Source organism: Streptomyces sp. NPDC037013 (genome assembly GCF_055607265.1).
Genome location: NZ_JBVJRV010000011.1, coordinates 67144 through 83235, shown reverse-complemented (window position 1 = coordinate 83235; position 16092 = coordinate 67144). Strand labels below are relative to the sequence as shown.

16 protein-coding genes are annotated in these 16092 nt (G+C 71.6%); 11 read left to right on the top strand and 5 right to left on the bottom strand.

Annotation, left to right across the window (positions count from 1 at the left end; all coding sequences use genetic code 11):
- Window positions 1-46: 46 nt before the first annotated feature.
- The 10 genes from ACZ7DY_RS34665 to ACZ7DY_RS34620 all read left to right on the top strand — a co-directional run bounded on the left by ACZ7DY_RS34665 (window position 47) and on the right by ACZ7DY_RS34620 (window position 12192).
- Entirely contained in the window at window positions 47-2080 is a 2034-nt protein-coding gene (locus ACZ7DY_RS34665; protein ID WP_471142743.1) for a hypothetical protein, read from the top strand.
- 407 nt (window positions 2081-2487) lie between these two features.
- Entirely contained in the window at window positions 2488-3579 is a 1092-nt protein-coding gene (locus ACZ7DY_RS34660; RefSeq protein WP_471142740.1) for a cytochrome P450, read from the top strand.
- Window positions 3580-3692: 113 nt separating this feature from the next.
- Window positions 3693-4001 (top strand): acyl carrier protein, encoded by a 309-nt coding sequence (locus tag ACZ7DY_RS34655; protein WP_471142738.1) that lies wholly within the window; start codon window positions 3693-3695, stop codon window positions 3999-4001.
- 58 nt (window positions 4002-4059) lie between these two features.
- Entirely contained in the window at window positions 4060-5457 is a 1398-nt protein-coding gene (locus ACZ7DY_RS34650) for a wax ester/triacylglycerol synthase domain-containing protein (protein WP_471142735.1), read from the top strand.
- A gap of 97 nt (window positions 5458-5554) precedes the next feature.
- The gene (locus ACZ7DY_RS34645; protein ID WP_471142732.1) at window positions 5555-6835 is read left to right on the top strand and encodes a condensation domain-containing protein; all 1281 of its coding nucleotides are present in this window, start codon (window positions 5555-5557) and stop codon (window positions 6833-6835) included.
- Between the two features lie 28 nt (window positions 6836-6863).
- Window positions 6864-7139, top strand: a complete 276-nt coding sequence (locus ACZ7DY_RS34640; RefSeq protein ID WP_471142730.1) for an acyl carrier protein — start codon at window positions 6864-6866, stop codon at window positions 7137-7139.
- A complete protein-coding gene (locus ACZ7DY_RS34635) occupies window positions 7136-8344 on the top strand; it encodes a beta-ketoacyl-[acyl-carrier-protein] synthase family protein (RefSeq protein WP_471142727.1) in 1209 nt (402 codons plus the stop codon). The genes ACZ7DY_RS34640 and ACZ7DY_RS34635 overlap by 4 nt, the downstream gene beginning before the upstream one ends.
- Window positions 8345-8455: 111 nt before the next feature.
- On the top strand, window positions 8456-9655 hold the full coding sequence (locus ACZ7DY_RS34630; RefSeq protein ID WP_471142725.1) for a wax ester/triacylglycerol synthase domain-containing protein: 1200 nt from the start codon (window positions 8456-8458) through the stop codon (window positions 9653-9655).
- A 155-nt stretch (window positions 9656-9810) separates the two neighbouring features.
- The gene (locus ACZ7DY_RS34625) at window positions 9811-11190 is read left to right on the top strand and encodes a rhodanese-like domain-containing protein (RefSeq protein WP_471142723.1); all 1380 of its coding nucleotides are present in this window, start codon (window positions 9811-9813) and stop codon (window positions 11188-11190) included.
- 246 nt (window positions 11191-11436) lie between these two features.
- Window positions 11437-12192: a sulfite exporter TauE/SafE family protein gene (locus ACZ7DY_RS34620; RefSeq protein ID WP_471142722.1), complete on the top strand. Its 756-nt coding sequence runs from the start codon at window positions 11437-11439 to the stop codon at window positions 12190-12192.
- A 38-nt stretch (window positions 12193-12230) separates the two neighbouring features.
- On the opposite strand, the gene ACZ7DY_RS34615 is transcribed toward ACZ7DY_RS34620, so the two are convergent.
- Entirely contained in the window at window positions 12231-12512 is a 282-nt protein-coding gene (locus ACZ7DY_RS34615) for a metal-sensitive transcriptional regulator (RefSeq protein WP_471142720.1), read from the bottom strand.
- Window positions 12513-12589: 77 nt separating this feature from the next.
- Here ACZ7DY_RS34615 and ACZ7DY_RS34610 point away from each other — a divergent pair, with 77 nt between their 5' ends.
- On the top strand, window positions 12590-13153 hold the full coding sequence (locus ACZ7DY_RS34610; RefSeq protein ID WP_471142718.1) for a rhodanese-like domain-containing protein: 564 nt from the start codon (window positions 12590-12592) through the stop codon (window positions 13151-13153).
- A 94-nt stretch (window positions 13154-13247) separates the two neighbouring features.
- Here ACZ7DY_RS34610 and ACZ7DY_RS34605 read toward each other — a convergent pair whose 3' ends face one another.
- The 4 genes from ACZ7DY_RS34605 to ACZ7DY_RS34590 form a co-directional block, all read right to left on the bottom strand.
- Window positions 13248-14303: a hypothetical protein gene (locus ACZ7DY_RS34605; protein WP_471142716.1), complete on the bottom strand. Its 1056-nt coding sequence runs from the start codon at window positions 14301-14303 to the stop codon at window positions 13248-13250.
- 36 nt (window positions 14304-14339) lie between these two features.
- Window positions 14340-15443 (bottom strand): hypothetical protein, encoded by a 1104-nt coding sequence (locus tag ACZ7DY_RS34600; protein ID WP_471142713.1) that lies wholly within the window; start codon window positions 15441-15443, stop codon window positions 14340-14342.
- 9 nt (window positions 15444-15452) lie between these two features.
- Window positions 15453-15620 (bottom strand): hypothetical protein, encoded by a 168-nt coding sequence (locus ACZ7DY_RS34595; RefSeq protein WP_471142712.1) that lies wholly within the window; start codon window positions 15618-15620, stop codon window positions 15453-15455.
- A gap of 102 nt (window positions 15621-15722) precedes the next feature.
- Window positions 15723-15998 carry a hypothetical protein gene (locus tag ACZ7DY_RS34590; RefSeq protein ID WP_471142709.1) on the bottom strand — a complete coding sequence of 92 codons (276 nt, stop codon included), beginning with the start codon at window positions 15996-15998 and terminating at the stop codon, window positions 15723-15725.
- Window positions 15999-16092 lie beyond the last annotated feature (94 nt).

The window sequence follows — 16092 nt, the reverse complement described above, 5'->3', positions numbered from 1 at the left end:
GTGGTCAGGACGGACCGCAGTCAGTCTTCGGAAGGCCCCTTCTTCGATGAGCACACGGCATACGACGAGCCCATCGCAGCGGCGCCGGGCCTCAGGATCCGAGCCGGTGGCCCTCGACCACGCCGAGGCCATCATCGTCGAGCAGTACACCCGCCTCGTACGCCTCGCCTACCTCACCCTCCCCAGCACCCATGGCCGGCACCGCCGCGTCCTCATCGCGCACGCCCTGGTCCAGCGTGCACTGCCCGGTTTCCGGGCCCGGCTCGCAGGGCCGAGGGTCCCGTCGCCGAGGTCGGGGAACGGCTCGTCGCGGCGCGGGACGCGGCGGCCGAGCGCCTCCTGGTCCGGTACGGGCACGGCGTGGGTGACGGCACGCGTGCTGAGCGCGGCCCTGGCGCAGGAGCGCCGGCCGCGCGGGTGGCCGAAGCACCTGCCGCCGCCCCGCACGCTGCGTCCGACCCTGCCGGTCGTCTGGGGCCTGCGCCTGTTCCCGCGCGCGGGCGGCACCGAGGAGATCGCGCTCGCGCAGCTCCTCTCAGAGGTGTCCGCGCCCGCTCGCGCGGCGTTCGTCCTGAGCAGGCTCGACGGGGTGCCGCGCGCGAATGTCGCGGAACTGCTGACCGCCACCGGCGTGGCCGACCCAGCGGAAGCGCTGGATGCCGCCGGGCGCGTCGATGAGACGGTGGGCGAGACGGCGGCGGGGACGCTTCTGCGGTCGCAGGAGTTCGACGCCTGTTCGGTCCAGACCCGGCCCACCGATCTGCTGCGTCGCCGACGCCGGTTCCGTCTCGCGGGATGTGCCGCGGGGATCGCCGCCATCAGCTGTGTGGCGCTGGCGTCGCTCGGTACGGCGGACCGGGAGGAGCCGCACCGGCCCACGGGCGGGCGCCCCGCATTCGGCGCCGACGAACTGCTCCGCACCGCGCCGGGCGCCTGGGCCGACACCTCACGCGTGGACTTCACCGCATGGCCGGCCCGCGGTTCCCGCGTGGACGACCGCGCCCTGCTCGACCGGGCCCTCGCCACCTGGACGGATCCGCCGCGCGGCACCCGCATCAGCGCCGCCCCGGCAACCGCCACCGAACCCCCGCCCACGGGCACGCAGTTGTTGTACGCCGGGGTCGTGGGCCGGGAGCGTGTGGTGCTGTTCCACGACGGCCGCCGGGTGGTCCGTTACGGTGAGCCGGTCTCCGGGTCGGCGCCCGCGTCGCTGAGTTTCTCCCGTGCCGATGACTCCGACGTGACCACGGCGGCAGCACTCGCCGTCGTCCGCGCGGACGGCAAGGTCCGCTACCTCACGGCTCCGTGGATCGCGGAGGCCCACACCCGTGACCTGCTGCGACCGAACTCGCCCGCGCGCCCGCTTCACGTATCCCGCGAGGGCCTCACCGACCCGGTCGACGAGCCGTCGGCAGCGGGCACCTGCGACGCCCTGCCGGCGCTGCAACTCCGCTCATCCAACAAGATCGTGGAGAAACACGCGTTCCTCGTCACCGACCTGGGCGGCCTCACCCCGGCGCACCTCAGCTACACCCCGCTCCCCGGGGCCGGCGCGCCGGCCCGCCAACCGCGCGAGGCCACCAGCACGGCTGCGCTGCTGAGTTGGGCCCGCGGCGCGTGCCGCCTCCCCGAACTGCGCGGCGACGGCGTGCGGTCCGTCAACCAGTGGGACTTCGCCGAGCAGGACCTGCCCGAGAGCGACAGCCGTGCCGTGTGGTCCTGCACGCGCGCCTCGACCTGGCGGGGCCCCGGCAGCGTACTGCTCCAATTCCATACGTCCACGGGTTCGACGACCGCGCCGGCGAAGGTCGTCGGCCGGGCCCGATCCACCGCCGCCTGCAGCCGTTTCGGCCAGCACGTCGTGGCCTCGACCCACTGGACGGCGCCGTCCGGCCACCGATTCCTCCTGGCGGCGGGCAGCCGCGAGGTCACGCGCATCTCCGTCACCGGCGACGTCAAGGCCAAAAACCGCGGCCACTCCCTGGCAGTACGTGCCCCACGGGATGCCCGCGTGACGGTACGGGCACATGTCGCGGACGGCGGCGAACTGAGGGAGGTGGGCCGGGAAGACGTCCGCTAGATGGGGTCAAAGCAGAGGCGTGGCCCAGAACAACAGGGGCAGCGTTTGAAAGCTGACAAAAGAAAATCGCACTAATTTATGTACGGCACGTCCGGAAGCACACAATCCCGTACCCAGCGAGCACTAACACCTGTACACACAACGGCGGTTGCACACCCAAAGGTTGTTATTGTCGCCGCTAGCCGGTATACAGCTCCAGGCGGATTCCCGCGGCCCGCTGCCGATTTTCGTACCGGGGGACAAACGCGCCGCGGCGTACCCTGCGAACCGCGGGCAGCGGACGTTTCTGATCGAGTTGGAAGGCCATGGAATCGGTGGAATCGGCGTCCGCGTCCCCGCGTATCGAGGTGAATCAGCTGGGGCCCTTGCCGGCGTTCCTGACAGAATCCCCGGGAGCCGTTGCTCGTGTGACGGCGCCGACCGGCGACAAGGTGTGGCTCGTACGTGACCACGCCCTCGGGCGCCTCGTGCTGGCGGACGACAGATTCAGCCGGGTCGCTGCCGCCGGGGCCACGGCGCCGAAGCTGGTCGACGTCCAGCCCGCGCCGCAGTCGATGGTGAGCATGGACGGCGCCGACCATGCGCGGCTGCGGCGCGTGGTGGCGGGTGCGTTCACCGGCCGCCGGACAGCGCTCATGGGCCCGTCCATCGAGCGGTTGGCCGACGAGACCATCGGCCGGCTGATCGCTGCCGGGCCACCCGCGGACCTCAGCGAAGGTCTGGCCCTGCCGCTGGCACGCGGCGTGCTGTGCTCGCTGCTCGGCATCCCCGCGCAGGACAGCGACTGCTTCCGCGACCACGTGGAAGTGGTGTTCGACTGCACGCACGGCACACGCCAGGAAAAGGCACGACACCGCGTCCGGCTGGTGAGCTATATGGCGGGTCTGATCGAGCGCCGACGCCAGGAACCGGCCGACGACCTCCTCACCGCGATGATCCAGGCACACGAAGAGGACAGGCTGTCGTCGGCCGAACTGACCACCATGGGCCTGACGTTGTTGACGGCCGGATATGAGACGACCGCCGGTCAGATCGCTCTGGCGGCGCTCGCCCTGGTGTCCGACCCGCTCGCGTACGGGCAGTTGCGCCGACGGCCCGAGCTGCTGCCCGCGGCGGCGGAGGAACTACTGCGGCTCACGCCCTCCACCCCGGTGAGTCTGACCCGGGTGGCAACGCAACCAGTGCGGCTGGGCGGAGTCACGGTCGCCGCCGGTGAGGCCGTCGTGGTGTCGTTGCTGCACGGCAACCGGGACGAGAGCGTTTTCACCGAACCGTGGGGCGGCATGTCGCAGAGTCGTTCCGCCACCCACCTGACGTTCGGTCACGGCGCGCACCGGTGTCCCGGCGCGCCGCTCGCCAGGCTCCAGCTGCAGATCGTCCTGGCGCAACTCCTGCGGCGCTTCCCGTCCTTGCGTCTGGCCGACGGGCCGCCACAGGCCGTCGCCTGGAAGGAGGGCCTGTTCACCCGCGGGCTCATACGGCTGCTTGTGGAGTGGTGAAGGGCGGGAGCCCAGGGGGCTGGCCCACGCACTGTGCCGCGGCGGGGGCCTCTTAGGAGTGAAAGGCCCCCTGTTGGCGCAGTGCACGGTTTTCCCCCGGGCAGAATCGGAAGTTGCGCACCGAGAGCAGCAGTCCGTTCGAACGACGTCGCGAGGAGTTTGTAGTGGACACGGGATACGGCATCGTCGTGGAAATCCTGATCGGCGAATTCGGGTGCCCTGAGGGTGATTTGAAGCCCGAGGCCACGATGGAGGACGTGGACCTGGATTCCTTGGCGCAGGTCGAGTTCGCCGTCGCCCTGGAGAAGCGGACCGGCCTGCCCTTCAGTCACGATCACATCACCTTGGACACGACGCTGAGTCAGGTTGCCGCCGCCATCAACAGCGCGTGCGCCGCTGGTGCGGAGGTGACGGCACCATGACATCGAGCAGTGGTCAAGAAGCCCCGAGCGGCCCGGAGATGGAAACGCGGTTCACACGATGAGCAAGGGTGTGTTTCTGTCGCCCCTCGATGAACTCCTCGCCGGAATCGGCGCGCGTCCCGCACCCCCCATCGGAATGGCCCTGCTGTTCACCGGAGTACCTCCCTCTCTTGCGGAGCTGCGCACTCGCGTGGCCGACCGGTGGGACGGCATTCCGCAGCTGCGCCGTGTCCTGCTGCCGCCCGGGCAGCCCTCCTGGCTGCGCCGCCACCGCTGGCACCACAGTGAGGACGTCGACCTTGGCACTCATGTCGCCGAGGTCCGCGCGGAAGTACCCAGTGACGGCATGGGACAGGAGCCGTTCACGGGACTGCTCGCCCGTCTGATCACCCAGCCGGTGCCCGGCGGGCGGCCCTCCTGGCGGCTGCTGCTGGTCCGCCCCGGTCAAAAGGGGTCGCAGGAGCGCTTCGCCCTCATCCTCACCGCCCACCACGCCCTCATGGACGGACGGTCCCTGGAACGCATGCTGAGCAGGCTCTTGGACGGCGGCAGTGAACGCGGCGGCACCGCGCACCGCGGTGTGCGGGCCGCACCGATGTCTCGGGATGCCGGCCGGTCGCTCGACACCCTGCGGTGCGGGCGTGCCCTGCCACGTCTTCGCGGACCGGCCCGCTCGGAGAGGGACTTCGCCTGGAGTGGCCTGGACACCGATACCGTACGAGCGGCTCGCCGGGCCCTGCCGGGGATGGGCGCGACCTTCAACGAACTGCTGCTCGCGGCGTCCGCGGGCGCCCTGCGTGCCGTGCACGGTCCCCCGGAGCGCTGGCCCGGCTCGGCTCGCCCGCTCTATGGCATGTTCTCCGTCGACCTGCGCACACCAGAACAGAGCGAAGAGCTCGGCAACCTCCTCTCCGTGGCGCGACTTCCCCTGCCCGTGGCGGTCGACGACCCCCGAGAACGGCTGCGAGCCTGCCGTGAGCTGCTGGCCGGACTCGGTCCCCTGCAACGGGCGCATGCCACGCTCGACCTGGTCAACACCGCCTCCCGCATCGGGCCCTGGGCGCTGCGCCTGGTCAGCATTCCCGCCGCTCTGCCGAGCTGGGCCCCCGTGGCCTGCACCGTCATCACCTGGCCGCGCGGGCCGTGGTCCCTGGACGGTGCGGCGCTGGAGCGGGTGATTCCGCTGGCGCCGTTGCAGACCCGCGGAACGGTCCGCCTGACGCTCACGGACTACGCGCGCGCCTTCACCCTGACCGTGACGGGCCACACCCCTGAGGGCCACGCCCGTGACCTGGCCGACGCGTTGGGGCGAGAACTGGCACTGCTCGCGCAGGGCGTGCCCGCGTTCAGCGGCCGGTTTGATGACCGGCCCCTCTCCGGTCTCGTACACCGGGCCGGTGGCGGTGCCATGGACGTGCCTGATCGACGTGGAAAGCCACGACGTGGAAGGCCATGAGCTTCTCCTCTGCACCTCCCGGCGTCGGGGCGGTTCACCGATGGAAGGCAGACAGACCGAAGACGGACAGACGGAAGACAGATAGGCGGTGCACCTCATGAGGCTGTCCCTCGCCGACGAGATGCTCCTGCGCAACGGCTGCTCCGGTGTCACGGGACTGGCGGCGGTCTTCACCGGGGAACCGCCTTCGATGGAGGAGGTCCGGCAGCGGGTCGCCGAACGCTGGACGGGCCTGTCCCGGTTGAACCAGGTGCTCCACTTCTCGCCCGGCGCCGACGAGGACGGGCGCCGCGCGCACTGGGCCGTCCCGGGACCGTTCCGCCCTGATGAGCACGTTCTCGACGCGGACTGTGCGGTGCACGAGCTGTGGGCCCATCTGGTCGACCGCCCGCCGCCCGACGGGGTGCCGCTCTGGCGGCTGTACCTCGTCAGGGGCGGAACAGAAGGTGGCTTCGCGCTGGCGCTGGTGGCACAGCATGTGCTGATGGACGGGCACTCCCTCACCGTTGCGCTGCGCGTACTGATGGACGGCGCCGACCCTGCGCGGAAGGCCGGCCTCGTACCCCGGCCTCGCACCCCCCTGGCCGCGGTGGCCCGGGAGCTCAAGGCGCTGGCCTCACCCGGGCAGATCCTCCCCCTGCCCTCACCTGACCGGGCGGAGCCCTCTGTCGCCGTCCGCCTGCTGCCGGTCAGCACGCTGCGCGCCGCGGGCCGACACCCCGAGGGCACGCGCGGCGCCACCCCGAACGAGCTGCTGACCAGCGCGGTGGCCGGAGCGCTGCGCACCCATTTCGGCCCCTTGACGGACTGGCCGTCCACGCGGCCGGTGTACGCGTGCGTGCCGTGCGACCTGCGTAGGCGGGAGAACCAGGACGAGTTGGGCAACGTCGTCACCGCCATTCGGGTCGCGCTGCCCCTCGGCCTCACCGACCCGGTGGCCCGCCTGCGGGTCTGCCAGGGGGCGCTCCAGGCGGTGCCCGAACGAGCCGGCGTGCACGCCGGCGTGCTGCTCCCCCTGGCGGAGCGCGTCCGGCGGATGGCGCCGTGGGCGGGCGCGCGGCTGACCGGCAGAGGAGGCCGGCCGTCCTACATGGCGACGGTGACGACCACCGCGAAGTGGCGCACCCGCTCGACCACCTTCCAAGGCCGGGAGCTGGGGCACATGGTGGGCCTGCCCCCGTTGTCCCGGCCGGGCGGTGCCAGCTTTCTGCTGATGCAGACGCCGGGCGCGTGCGCGCTGACCGCGGTGTGCCACCTGCTTCCCGGCAGCGCCGACCGGCTCGCCGACGCCGTCGCCCAGGAGATCGACACCTTGGCGGGGATGACAGAGCCGGGCGAGCACGCCGGTCACGCCGGTCCACACCGACCAGGCCCCTGATGACAGCACCAGAACAAAGGAAGACACCGTGGAGACAGCAGAGTTGGACCACTGGGATGAGCTGCGCGCCTTGTGCGCGAACTGCCTGTCCGTGCCGGCGCGGGACGTCGTGCCGCAAGCCCGGCTCGTGGCCGACCTCGGAGCCGACAGTTTGGACATCACCGAACTCCGGGCTGCCGTGGAGGACCACTTCAACGTGTCGCTCAGAGACGTCGATCCCGCCTCGGTACGTACGGTGGGCGACCTGGCCGAGCTCACCGAGCGGCTGCGCACCACCCGTGCCCCGGGAGTGGTCACCGGATGACTCAGCAGAGCGCCGTCGCGGTCACGGGCCTCGGTGTCCGCTGCGCGGCAGGAGCGAGTGTCGGCGCGCTGTGGGAGAACCTGCTCGCCTCCCGCTGCCCGGCCCAGATGCACGCCTTCGATGCCGAAGGCACCGTCGTACGCCCCGCGTGCCCGATGCCCGGGTTCACGCCGGAGGGCTACCTCACCTACAAAGAAGTGCGGCGAACGGACCGGTCCGTGCAGATGGCGGTGTGCGCCGCCGCGGACGCCGTCGCGGATGCCGGAGGCCTCCATGCCCCCGCAGGCCGCAGGGCGGTCGTCACCGGTACCGCCTATGGCGGAGTGATCGCCCAGGAGGCCGGGATCGGAGGGCCCGACGTACCGTACGTGCCCCGGATGATGGCCAACGCCGGCGCCCACTGGATCAGTGCCAAGCATGACGCCACCGGCCCCACACTGACTCTCTCCACGGCCTGTGCCTCCGGCGGCCATGCGGTGGGCGAGGCGATGCAGATGATCCGGGCCGGGCGCGCCGACGTCGTCATCGCGGGCGGCCACGAAAGCCCGATGACCGCGACGACCGCGCTCGCCTTCGGACGGTCCGGTGCCATGATCACCGAATGCGATGACCCTGCCCGCGCGTTGCGGCCCTTCGACACCGACCGGCAGGGTTTTCTGCTCGCCGAGGCCGCGGCCTTCCTGGTGCTGGAGCGGCTGGATGACGCCCGCGACCGCGGCGCCCGCATCTACGCCACCCTCACCGGATACGGCAGCACCTCCGACGCCCATCACCTCACGGCACCGCACCCCGAAGGCACCGGCGCGCGAGCGTGCATGGAACGGGCGCTCGCCGACGCCGACACCCCCGCCGACGCCGTCACGCACATCAATGCGCACGGCACCGGCACCGCGTTGAACGACGTGGCCGAAGCACGCGCCCTCAGCGGCCTGTTCGGCCCCGCCGCCGTCCCGGTGACCGCCAGCAAGTCGGTCACCGGGCACTCCCTCGGGGCGGCGGGAGCCCTGGAAGCCGTGATCACCTGCCTGTCACTGCACGAGGAGATCGTGCCGCCGACCGCGAACACCGTGCGCCTCGATCCGCAGTGCGACGTGGACCTCGTGACCGACCGGCCACGCAAGCTGCCCGCCGGACCGGCCCTCAGCACCAGCTTCGCCTTCGGAGGCCACAACGCCTGCCTCGTCTTCGACGCCCCCCGGAAGTGACCCGCCGACCGCACCGGAAACACCGACCGTACCCATCACGAGCACACGAGGATCCGCATGCGGCTGTCAGGGAAAGAGGCAAGCTTCCTGCGCCCCGGGCTGCCCGGAACCATGGGCACTGCCACGCTGTACGCGGGCGAGCCGTTCGACCTGACCGAACTCCGCTGCCGTGTCGGTGAGCGGTGGGGTGGGCTGGAGCGGATGCACCAGATCCTGCAGCCGCCTTCCCGGCTGCCGGCGCTGTCCGGCCACCGCTGGGCGTTCGCGGGGCCGTTCGATCCGGCCGCACACGTCACCGCCTGCGCACAGGAACTGCCCTCGCTCCTGGCCGCGGCGGCCGTGCGGCGGCTGCCTGCCGACCGGCCCCCCTGGCAGCTGCTGGTGCCCGAACCCGCACCGACCGGCGAGCAATCCCTGGTGCTGCTGGCCCACCACGCGCTTCTCGACGGCGGTTCCCTCGCCATCCTCCTTCGCCTCCTCATGGACGAGGCCGACATCCGCGTCCGTGCACCGAAATCCGCCCCGGTGCTGCCGCGGCCCCGCGTCCCGGTCGCCGACCTCCTCGGGGAGTGGCATGCCAGCAGCGGCCGGGGACAGCCCCTGCCGCCGGCACCCGGCGAATGCCGCCCCTCCACCACCGTCGCCCGGCTCGACCCCGGCGTGATGCGCTCGGCACGGCGGCAGCCTGCGACCGGGCGGGGCTCGACGTTGAACGAGCTCCTCCTCAGCGCCCTGGCCGGGGCCTTGCCCACCTGCTACGACACCCTTGCGACCCGGTCCCGCGACGCCGCGCCCCTATACGCGAGAGTGCCCGTGGACCTGCGCGGCCCGTCCGAGGCGCAGACGCTCGGCAACCTCACCACCGCCATCCGCGTCCCGCTGCCCGTGGAGACCGTTTCCCCGGCCGACCGCCTGCTGACCTGCCAGGACCTGCTCTCGACCGCGAACCGGCGATGCCAGGCCCACCGCGCGGCCCTGCCCGTCCTCGAAGGCATCTGCCGCACGGCACCCTGGCTGACCACAACGCTCACCAGGCGCATGATCCAGCCCGATGTGAGCACAGCGGTGTGCACGGCGTTCAAGTGGCGAGGCGGCCCGAGCCACCTCCACGGCCGCCGCCTGACCGGCATCACGGCCCTGCCTCCTCTCCCCCCACCCGGCACCGTCAACCTCGACCTCGTCCAGACCGCGGAGACCTACACGCTCACCGTCGTCAGCCACCTCCGCCCCGGCGACTCCCGACTGATCGCCGACACCGTGGCAGGGGAACTGGCAACGCTGGCTGCGATGAGCACTTCTCACGTCGACTGAACGGCTGCTTCCTCTGTACGCCGCCGGGTACCCGAGCCGGTCGAGGTGGCACCGGGGCGGGGTGTCCTCCACTTACGGAATACCCCCCTGGGTATCACTGTTAGAGTGAACACCCGATACCCCCCGGGGTAATGCGTTCGAGAGGAGTCGTAGTCGTGTTCTTCGTCGACACCCTGGAAATCGAGGGCCTGGGCAACCGCAGCTACCTGGCCGGCGGGCCCAGTGCCGCGGTGGTCATCGACCCGCCGCGTGACATCGATCAGGTCATCGCCGCGGCCGCACGGCGCGGGGTGCGGATCGCGTACGTCGCCGAGACCCACGTGCACAACGACTACATCACCGGCGGTCTGGAGCTGGCCCGCGTGACCGGCGCCCACTACCTCGTACCGGCTGAAGCATCGGTCTCCTACGCCCGCACTCCGGTCGCCGACGGCGACACCTTCCCGGTGGACGAGGGCCTGGTACTGCGCGCCGTGGCCACACCCGGTCACACCCCGCATCACACCTCCTACGCCCTGACCGAGGACGGGCGCGGGGTGGCGGCGTTCACCGGCGGGTCGCTGCTGATAGGCACCGTGGGCCGTCCGGACCTGGTCGAACCACGGCTCACCGAGGAGTTGGCCCGCGCCCAGCACGCCTCCGCACACCGCCTGGCCGACGAACTGGACGATGAGGTGCCGATATTGCCCACGCACGGGTTCGGCAGCTTCTGCTCCTCCTCACAGGCCGAGGGGGACGCGACCACGATCGGCAAGGAACGCAGGACCAACGACGCGCTGACCCTGGACGTGGACACCTTCGTCGCGCGGATGCTCGCCGGACTGGAGGACGTGCCCGCGTACTACGCGCACATGGGCCCGGCCAACGCTGCCGGTCCCGCGCCGCTCGACCTGACCCCGCCGCGGCGTGCGGACGGCGAGGAGATCGCTTCCCGGCTGGCCGCGGGTGAGTGGGTGGTGGACCTGCGCAGTCGTACCGCGTTCGCCGAGGGACACGTGGCCGGGTCATACAACTTCGAGGGCGAGGGCAAGCTCGCCACGTACCTGGCCTGGCTGATCCCGTGGGGCAAGCCCGTCACCCTGCTCGCCGACACCCCTGAGCAGGTCGCCGACGCGCAGCGTGAGCTGGCCCGGGTGGGCATCGACCGACCGGCGGCCGCCGCCACCGGCGACCCGGCCGGCTGGGTCCGGGCCGGCGAGCAACTCGCCTCCTTCCCCCGTGCCCGCTTCGCCGACCTCGCGCAGGTGCGCGAGCGCGGTGAGGACGTGGTCGTACTCGACGTCCGCAGGCACTCCGAGCGCGCGGGCGGCCACATCGACGGGTCGGTCCACATCCCGATCCACGAGTTGCACGGCCGCATCAATGAGGTGCCGGGCGGGACGGTTTGGGTCCACTGCGCCGGCGGGATGCGCGCGGCGATCGCCGCGTCGCTGCTGGACGCCGCAGGCCGTGACGTGGTCGCTGTCGACGACGGCTTCGACGCGGCGAGGGAGGCGGGACCGGCTCTGGTCCCCGGCCCGGCAGTGCCGGCTTGACCTTGGCCGGTCCGGCCTCGCTGGCTTGACCCTGGCCCGGCCGGCCATGGCTTGGCCCTGGCCTGGCCTCGCCTGGCCTGGTAACACCGGCTGACCCGCACCCTCCGCACCACCCGTACGAAGGTGATCCACGATGTTCTCGTTTCTTCGGCGCGGCCCCGGCCGCCTCACCCCCGCCCAGGCCCAGGCCCTCCCGTGTGAGGGCCTGTCGGTCACCGGCGGTCGGGGCGGCGCCGGTGTCATAGTGTGAGCGCGCTGGTCCTGGCCCTGGTCGCCGGGGCGGTGGTCGGGCTCGCTCTCGGCGCGCTCGGCGGAGGCGGCAGTGTCCTGGCCGTCCCGGCGCTGATCTATCTGCTCGGCTTCACCCCGGCCGCCGCCACCACCGCCAGCCTGATCATCGTCACCGCCACCTCGCTCACCGCCCTGTACGCCCACGCCCGCGCCGGCAACGTCCGCTGGAAGGCCGGTGCCCTGTTCGCCGTGGCCGGACTCCTGCCCGCCGCCGCGGCCGGGGCCGCCGCATCCCGCCTGCCGCAACCGCTGCTGACCGCCGCGTTCGCCGCCATCGCGGCTCTCGCCGCCGTGAAGATGCTGCGGCCCGGGCGCCCGCAGAGCGACGGCGATCGCACCACGACGGTGCGGCCGACGAAGGCGGCAGGGACCGGAGCCGGCCTGGGGGCGCTGACCGGGCTGCTCGGCGTCGGCGGAGGCTTCCTCGCCGTACCCGCCCTGGTCGGTGTGCTCGCCTTCGAGATGCAGGCCGCCGTGGGCACCAGCCTGCTGGTCATATCCGCGAACTCTCTCGCCGCCCTGGCCACCCGAGGGGCCACCACCGCCGGCATCGACTGGGCGCTCGTCGGCCCCTTCACCGGCGCCGCGATCCTCGGCGCCTGGGACGGCAAACGCCTGGCCACCAAGGTCACCGGCACCCGTCTGCAACGCACCTTCGCCATCGTCCTGCTGGCCGTGGCCGCCTTCATGCTGATCGACGCCCTCGCCTGACCCCGGCCTGCCGGGGGGCCAGGCGGCCGAACCCCGGTTCAGGCCAGAGAAAGGAACAACTTTTCCAGACGGACACGCATCTGCTCCCGGTCACCGGAAGCGGCCATGTCCGCATCGGTCAGGCAGTGCTGCAGACCGGTCGCGATGATCGCAAAACCCGCCTTGTCCAACGCCCGGGAGGCCGCCGCGAGCTGCGTGACCACGTCCTCGCAATCCCGCCCCTCCTCGATCATCTTGATCACACCGGCGATCTGGCCCTGCGCCCGACGCAGCCGGTTGACCACCGCCTTCAGTTCCTCAGCCGCCATCGCCAGTTCCACGATCCACACTCCTTCGAGATACCCCCGCGGGTATCCTATCGAAGGGGTAACCCCAACCGAGCGAAGGAAAATCCCTCGTGACACCCCCCACTCTCACCCCCGACCAGGCCAACGCCCGCCTCAACGAGCTGACCGTGATCGACGTCCGCACCCCGGGCGAGTACGCCTCCGGCCACCTGCCCGGCGCCCACAACATTCCCCTCGACCACCTCGAGACGGCCCTGCCCGCCTTGCAGACCGCCGCCGGCCGCAGTGCCCTCCTCATCGTGTGCGCCACGGGCGCCCGCTCCGCCACCGCCTGCCGGCGCCTCGCCGATCAGGGCATCACCGCAGCGACCCTGAGCGGCGGCATGACCGCCTGGACCCGGCTCGGCCACGACACCGACCAGTCCGCAGGCCTGCGCGCCCCCTGGGCCATGGACCGCCAGGTCCGCCTCGCCGCCGGAACCCTCGTCCTGACCGGCCTCATCGCCGGACAACGCTGGAACGCGGCGCGTTGGCTTTCCGCGGGTGTCGCCGGCGGCCTGGTCTTCTCCGCCCTCACCGACACCTGCGGCATGGCCAAGATCCTCGCCAGACTCCCCCACAACCAGCCCAAGACCCAAGACCTGGACGTCACTCTGGCAGCCCTGAGCGGCTGACTTCCCCAGCACACCGGTGAGCCGCCACGCCACACACGCGCGGCACGGCGTGCCCGAGGGAGGATGGTCCGAAAGAGAGCTCCTCGCCCCCTCTCTAGTCTCCTCCGCCTCCATCGCCGCCCCCGTCCCCGCCATCCCCGCCGCCGTCTCCCCCGTCGCCGCCGTCAGAGCCCCAGCCGTCTCCACCACCCGGCTCGTTGTCGTCGCTGCCGCTGCCCAGGTTGCTGAACCAGGGACGGTCCCAGGCGTCGTCGGTGGCGATCGGTTCGCCGGTGTTGTTGTGCGGGCGTCGGAGTCGGAAGCGGGCCGTGCCCGTGTTGTCGCCCAGGCCGAAGGTGACCGCGAAGGCCTGGGCCATGACTGCGTCGAGGGGGTCCGAGCTCTCGTAGTGCACGGCCGCGAGGGGCAGCAGCACCGTGCCGGGTTCGAGGTCGGGGCGGCGAGGTGGTTGCTGTATCAGAGCGACCCGCCGCTCGTCGCGCAACAGCCAGGAACTCTTGGAGTCCGCCCGCCGCAGCTCCCAGATGCCCTGGGGCAGCCGCGCCCGCGCGTAACTCTTGGCCTTGCGCAGTTTCTTCCGCAGGACCAGAACCGCGGATACGTCGCCGACGTTCATACGCAGCCCCTGCGCCTGGTCGACGTTGCTGCTCAGCAAGCCGCGCGGCGCCCGTATCCGTACGCGGGGGACGCCCGGCCCCCACACGTCCACGCGCACCAGTCGGCGGTCCACCGCCACGCACATCTGGCCGGCGGGGCCGTGCGCGTACCGGCGGGCCATCCACAGCGGTACGTCCTCCGCCCGCGCCTGCTCCGCCAAGGCGTTCAACTGCTCCGGGCCGCCGCAGTTTTGTACCGCCAACGATCCGAGTTGCCGGGCGAATTCGGCCGCCTGGCGTACTTTCACGGGGACGGCCGTGCCGGTGACGCGGGTGACCGGGACGAGGCCGCCGTCGGCGGGCAACTGGTCCAGCGGACGTTCCGAGCCGCCGCCACCGAGCCAGTTGCCGCGCTGGAACGCCTCCGCCATGGCCGGCAGATTCAGCTCGCTCAGCGGCGTGACCTTGCCACCACGACGCAGGGCTTCCTCCGTCAGTTCAACGGTCCGCGCCAGCGGATTCCACGACTGTTCCTTGTAGAGCGCCTGACTCATGCCATCCCCCGTGTCCGTGCAGTACGGCGACCGAGCTTATCGAGCCTCGGGAGGTCTCGTCTCAGGCCGGCCCGGGGCGAACTTTCCCCGCACCCCTTCCGCCGGGGCGATGTTCCAGGAGCCGCTGGACTGGACGTACAGAAGACCGGCCCTCTTCGGGAGGGGGACGGCCGGTGCCGTGCACGGTCCGGGTCCGCTCCCCCGGTACAGAAGCTCTCCGAGCCGGTACTTCGGGCGCAGCACGTGGAGCGAGAACTCGGCCCCCTCGCACTGGGTGATCCGCAGGGGCGCCCGGCCCCCGGGATGCCGCAGGACATAGGAACCGGTCGATTCCAACTCGCCCTCCAGGGACGGGATGCCCTCCGGCGGATGCAACCAGATCCGCCACTTCCCCTTGGTGTGCATGTCGAGGCGTACCGCATCCCGGCCGTCGGCCTGGAGCGGGACGATGGCCCGCGTCAGCGGGGAGCCGTGCGTGAGGATGTTCCTGGGCCGGCCGTCGGCGTCGGCAGGGTTGGTCAACTCGACCCAGGAGTCCGCGGATTTCTCCAAGTGGACCACCAGCAAGGCCGGCCCTTTGGGATCAGTGCGGGTCAACTGGACCCCCTTGCTGCCGCGGCCCTCCCAGCGCTGCCGCGCACCCGTGTGCTCGGGTGCCATCGCGTAGGCATCGGGCGACACGAGCGGTGAGAGGGACGGACCCGTGGAGGCGGGGCGACGCTCCGCGCGCCTCGTCGCGCCGGGGTGGGAGGTGGCGGTCTCGGTTCCCGCCCCCGTCCCCGTCCCCGTCCCCGTCGCGGTCGATATCAGCTCGGGCCCCGCCACCGGCCTCATCCCTGATCGCGATCCCGTGTTGATCGGTGGCATCCCCTCCGCAAGGCGTGCGGCATCGGCCGCGCACACGGCGATCAGGCGGGCGGCACCCTCGGCGGGCGCCCAGTGGACCTCTTCGGTCGACTGTCCGTGGCGGGGGTCGAAGAAGCACAGGGGACGTCGGTGCGGTCGAGGCCGCCCGGCGACCACGGCGTCCACGCAGGCGAGCGCGTGCCGCCCCTCGTCCAGCGCGCGCAGCACGTCGGAGGCGTCCCGGAGGTTCCGGTCGCCCACGAAATCCTGCTTGGCCCGCTCGTACGCGTCCAAGGCCCGTTGCTAATCGGCGAGGAGGTCGGGGTCGTCCTGGTGTTGCCCCGGCAAGAAGGAATGCCCGGCGAGCATCTCCCCGAACGCCGTGATCTGTGCCTCGACCGTGCCGAGCTCAGCCTCCCGCCTGCGTCCCCGCAAGAGACCGGTGATCGCCCCCACTATCCCGTCAGCCACGCAGGTGATCGTAGCCGTCGGCCGGATCGGGCCCGACATGACTTCTTCGGCTGCCGGGTGGTACGCGAAGCACGCAGACGACCCTCAGGGCCGAATACGGTGTCAGAAAGGAACGGCCAAGCCCGCTTCCCGCAGTCCGATCAAAGCCTTGCCCATGCACTCCGCGGCCGAGACTCCATCGGTCCTCATCCCGCCGTCCAGGGGCCCACCGGAGGCTGCGAACGTCCACGCCGGCCGACCGTCACGCATGCGCTCCGCATCGACCCGTATCAGGGCACCCACACCCTGCTCGCCGAGCCACTCCAGGACGAGCAGCGTCACGTCCTCGACACCGCTGTCCAGGTCCGCTTTGAGCTGCCGTCCCACTCTGTTGGTCATGGTCGCAAACCTACTAAAAGGTCCAGACCGCCCTGACCTTCGCCTTCGGTCATACGAGGACACGTCGCGGGGCCGACCGGGCCGTACACGACCC

Bases quoted from the DNA above. Each gene is read 5' to 3' on its own strand.
- ACZ7DY_RS34635 (WP_471142727.1), top strand. From the start codon at position 7,136: ATGACTCAGCAGAGCGCCGTCGCGGTCACGGGCCTCGGTGTCCGCTGC.
- ACZ7DY_RS34650 (WP_471142735.1), top strand. From the start codon at position 4,060: ATGAGCAAGGGTGTGTTTCTGTCGCCCCTCGATGAACTCCTCGCCGGA.
- ACZ7DY_RS34630 (WP_471142725.1), top strand. From the start codon at position 8,456: ATGGGCACTGCCACGCTGTACGCGGGCGAGCCGTTCGACCTGACCGAA.
- ACZ7DY_RS34645 (WP_471142732.1), top strand. From the start codon at position 5,555: ATGAGGCTGTCCCTCGCCGACGAGATGCTCCTGCGCAACGGCTGCTCC.
- ACZ7DY_RS34605 (WP_471142716.1), bottom strand. From the start codon at position 14,303: ATGAGTCAGGCGCTCTACAAGGAACAGTCGTGGAATCCGCTGGCGCGG.
- ACZ7DY_RS34665 (WP_471142743.1), top strand. From the start codon at position 47: ATGAGCACACGGCATACGACGAGCCCATCGCAGCGGCGCCGGGCCTCA.
- ACZ7DY_RS34590 (WP_471142709.1), bottom strand. From the start codon at position 15,998: ATGACCAACAGAGTGGGACGGCAGCTCAAAGCGGACCTGGACAGCGGT.